Source organism: Caballeronia sp., from assembly GCF_049581465.1.
Lineage (GTDB): Bacteria > Pseudomonadota > Gammaproteobacteria > Burkholderiales > Burkholderiaceae > Caballeronia.
On record NZ_JBAUSA010000767.1, the window covers coordinates 1 to 3,035 of the forward strand.

Here is a 3,035-nt window from a genome sequence, read left to right on the forward strand (position 1 = left end):
GCGTATCGGTGATTGGAATCGATAGCTTGCGCTATTTCTGGAGCGCGAAGACGCCCGAGCAAACCAGCCAGGATCTCGCGCGCGTGATCCGGGCATACAGCGCGCGCTGGCATTCACAGCATGTCGCGCTGGTCGGCTACTCGTTCGGCGCGGACGTGATGCCGTTTGCGTACAACCGTTTGCCGGAGGCGGTGCGCTCGAAGGTGTCGTTCGTGTCGTTGATGGGGTTCGCGCCCAACGCCGATTTCCAGATCCGTGTGACGGGTTGGCTCGGCATGCCCGCGAGCACCGACGCGTTGAAAGTGCGCCCCGAACTCGCAAGGCTGCCACCGGCGATGGTGCAATGCATCTATGGCGAAGCCGAGAAGGACACGTTGTGCCCGGCGCTGACGAAGACGGGCATTGAGGTGATCGAGACGGGTGGCGACCATCATTTTGGCGGCGACTACAGCATGCTCGCGCGTCGCATTCTCGATAGCTGGAAAAAGCAGATCGCGGCGCATGCCGGCGCGCCGGCGTGAGTTTGAAAAGGCGCGGACAATAATCGGGTCATGAGAAACTCTCGGCCTGGACAGCCTCGAAAGACAGCTATCATTTACCTTTAATCGGCCGTGGACGCCCGTTATGATCTCAGACGACTTGACCCAGGAATCGCAGCACCCGGCGCAGGATTCGGATGTTCGGCGCATCGACCGTGTCGCGCTACGTGAATTCGTCGACCGGAAGTGGGACGACGAGATCGTTCCCGCGCTCACCGACTACATTGCGGTGCCTGCCAAAAGCCCCGGGTTCGATCCGGACTGGGTGCGCAATGGATTCATAGAACGTGTCGTTGTCGATACGGCCCAGTGGGCCGAACGGCAACCGGTGCGCGGCCTGACGGTTGAAGTGATCCGCTTGCCCGGACGCACCCCGGTGATCTTTTTCGAAGCACCGGCAACGCGTTCAAACAGCACCGATACCGTCGTTTTATACGGTCATCTGGACAAGCAGCCGGAGTTCGACGGCTGGCGTCGCGATCTCGGACCCTGGTCGCCGAAACTCGAAGACGACAAGCTATACGGACGCGGCGGCGCGGACGACGGCTATGCCACGTATGCATCGATCAGTGCGATTGCCGCGCTCGATGCACAGGGTATTGAACGGCCGCGCTGTGTTGGCATTATCGAAACGTGTGAGGAATCGGGCAGTTACGATCTCTTGCCTTATCTCGATGCGTTGCGCGACCGGCTCGGCCGGGTCGGCCTCGTGATCTGCCTCGATTCCGGCGCTGGCAACTACGACCAGTTGTGGCTGACAACGTCGCTGCGGGGACTCGTGTCGGGCGATCTCGAAGTCCAGGTCCTCGACGAAGGCATCCATTCCGGCTCCTATGGCGGCATTGCTCCATCCACCTTTCGCATCATGCGCACGCTGCTGGAAAGGCTTGAAGATTCGCGTTCCGGCAATTTGCTGCGGAAGGGTTTTCATTGCGATATCCCGGCGCAGCGTCTTAGCGAAATGGAAGCGACATCCCGCATTCTCGGCGACGATGTCTGGAAAAAGATTCCGTGGAGTTGCGGTCAGGACGGCGGCAGGGTTTTGCCCGTCACCACGGATCCTTATCAGGCGCTGGTCGATTCCACGTGGCGGCCGCAACTCTCCGTGACGGGTGCGGCGGGATTGCCTTCGCTCGGCGATGCCGGCAACGTGCTGCGGCCGTGCACGGCGTTCAAATTGTCGCTGCGCTTGCCGCCTTTGGTCGACGCCACCCAGGCGGTGGCCGAGCTCCAGTCGATGCTTGAAGTCGATCCTCCGTACAACGCCCGGGTCACATTCAAGCCGGACCTTGGCGCCGCGACGGGATGGAGCGCGCCCGAACTGGCGCCGTGGCTGGGCGGCGTGTTGAACGACGCATCGCGCGGGCATTTTGGAGCGGACGTGGCGTACCTGGGTCAGGGCGGCACGATCCCGTTGATGAACACCTTGCGCGAAGGCTTTCCTAGTTCGCAATTCATGGTGTGCGGCGTATTGGGACCCAAGTCCAACGCGCACGGGCCGAACGAGTTCCTGCACGTGCCGTACGCGAAGAAGTTGACGGCGGCGGTGGCTGAGGTGATTGCGGCGACGCCTTGAGGGTTTAAGCTGTATTGAGTTAAGCGGCGGCGCGCAGTTTTTTGCGCGCCGTTTTGCTTGCGCAACGCCGGAAATTTGAACGGTTGTCCTAACTGTATGCATCGAGTCGATGCGGGTCATTTTTGTCAGGAGACGCAGTCGCATGAATAGCCAAAATTCGGGGGAACTGCGTATTGCTGCCGACGTGTTGCATGCGTATGTCAGTGCGATCTGGATCCATGCTGGCAGCATGCCGCGTGAAGCGGAACTGGTGGCGGATCACCTGGTGATGGCAAACCTTTCGGGCCATGATTCGCATGGCGTGGGCATGATTCCGCGCTACGTCGCGTCCCTTGCCGACAACGAATTGCAGCTCAACCAGCACGCGGAAATCGTTCGCGACGCAGGCGCGGTGCTGACCGTCGAAGGGCACAAGGGGTTTGGCCAGGTCGTGGCGTACGAGGCGATGGAGCACGGCATCGAGCGCGCGAGGAAGCTCGGCGTGTGTGCGGTAGGGCTGCGCGGGGCGCATCACATCGGGCGGATTGGACACTGGGCCGAGCAGTGCGCTGCGGCGGGGCTCGTGTCGTTTCACTTCGTCAATGTGGCAGGCGATCCGCTGGTTGCGCCGTTTGGCGGTATTGACCGTCGCTTCGGCACGAATCCGTTTTGTGCCGCGTTTCCGCGCGATGGCCAGCCGCCGCTCGTGCTGGATTTCGCGACGTCGGGGATTGCGTATGGGAAGACGCGCGTGGCGTACAACAAGGGTGTCGATGTCGCGCCGGGCTATCTGATCGACCATGCAGGCGTGCCGACGGTTGCGCCGAAGGTCATGCATGAAGCGCCGTTCGGGTCATTGCTGCCGTTTGGTGCGCACAAGGGCTTTGGTCTTGCTGCGATGTGCGAGATTTTCGGTGGTGCGTTGTCGGGCGGGTACACGA

General features: G+C 61.5%; 3 protein-coding genes. All 3 read left to right on the top strand.

What is annotated here, in order from left to right:
- Positions 1–521 (top strand): AcvB/VirJ family lysyl-phosphatidylglycerol hydrolase (locus tag WCA53_RS18940; protein WP_423914027.1); only part of this gene is annotated, 521 nt, incomplete at its 5' end.
- A gap of 103 nt (positions 522–624) precedes the next feature.
- Entirely contained in the window at positions 625–2,115 is a 1,491-nt protein-coding gene (locus WCA53_RS18945) for a M20 family metallopeptidase (protein ID WP_423914029.1), read from the top strand.
- A gap of 142 nt (positions 2,116–2,257) precedes the next feature.
- Positions 2,258–3,035, top strand: a 778-nt coding sequence (locus WCA53_RS18950) for a malate/lactate/ureidoglycolate dehydrogenase (RefSeq protein WP_423914032.1), incomplete at its 3' end; no start/stop codon positions are given.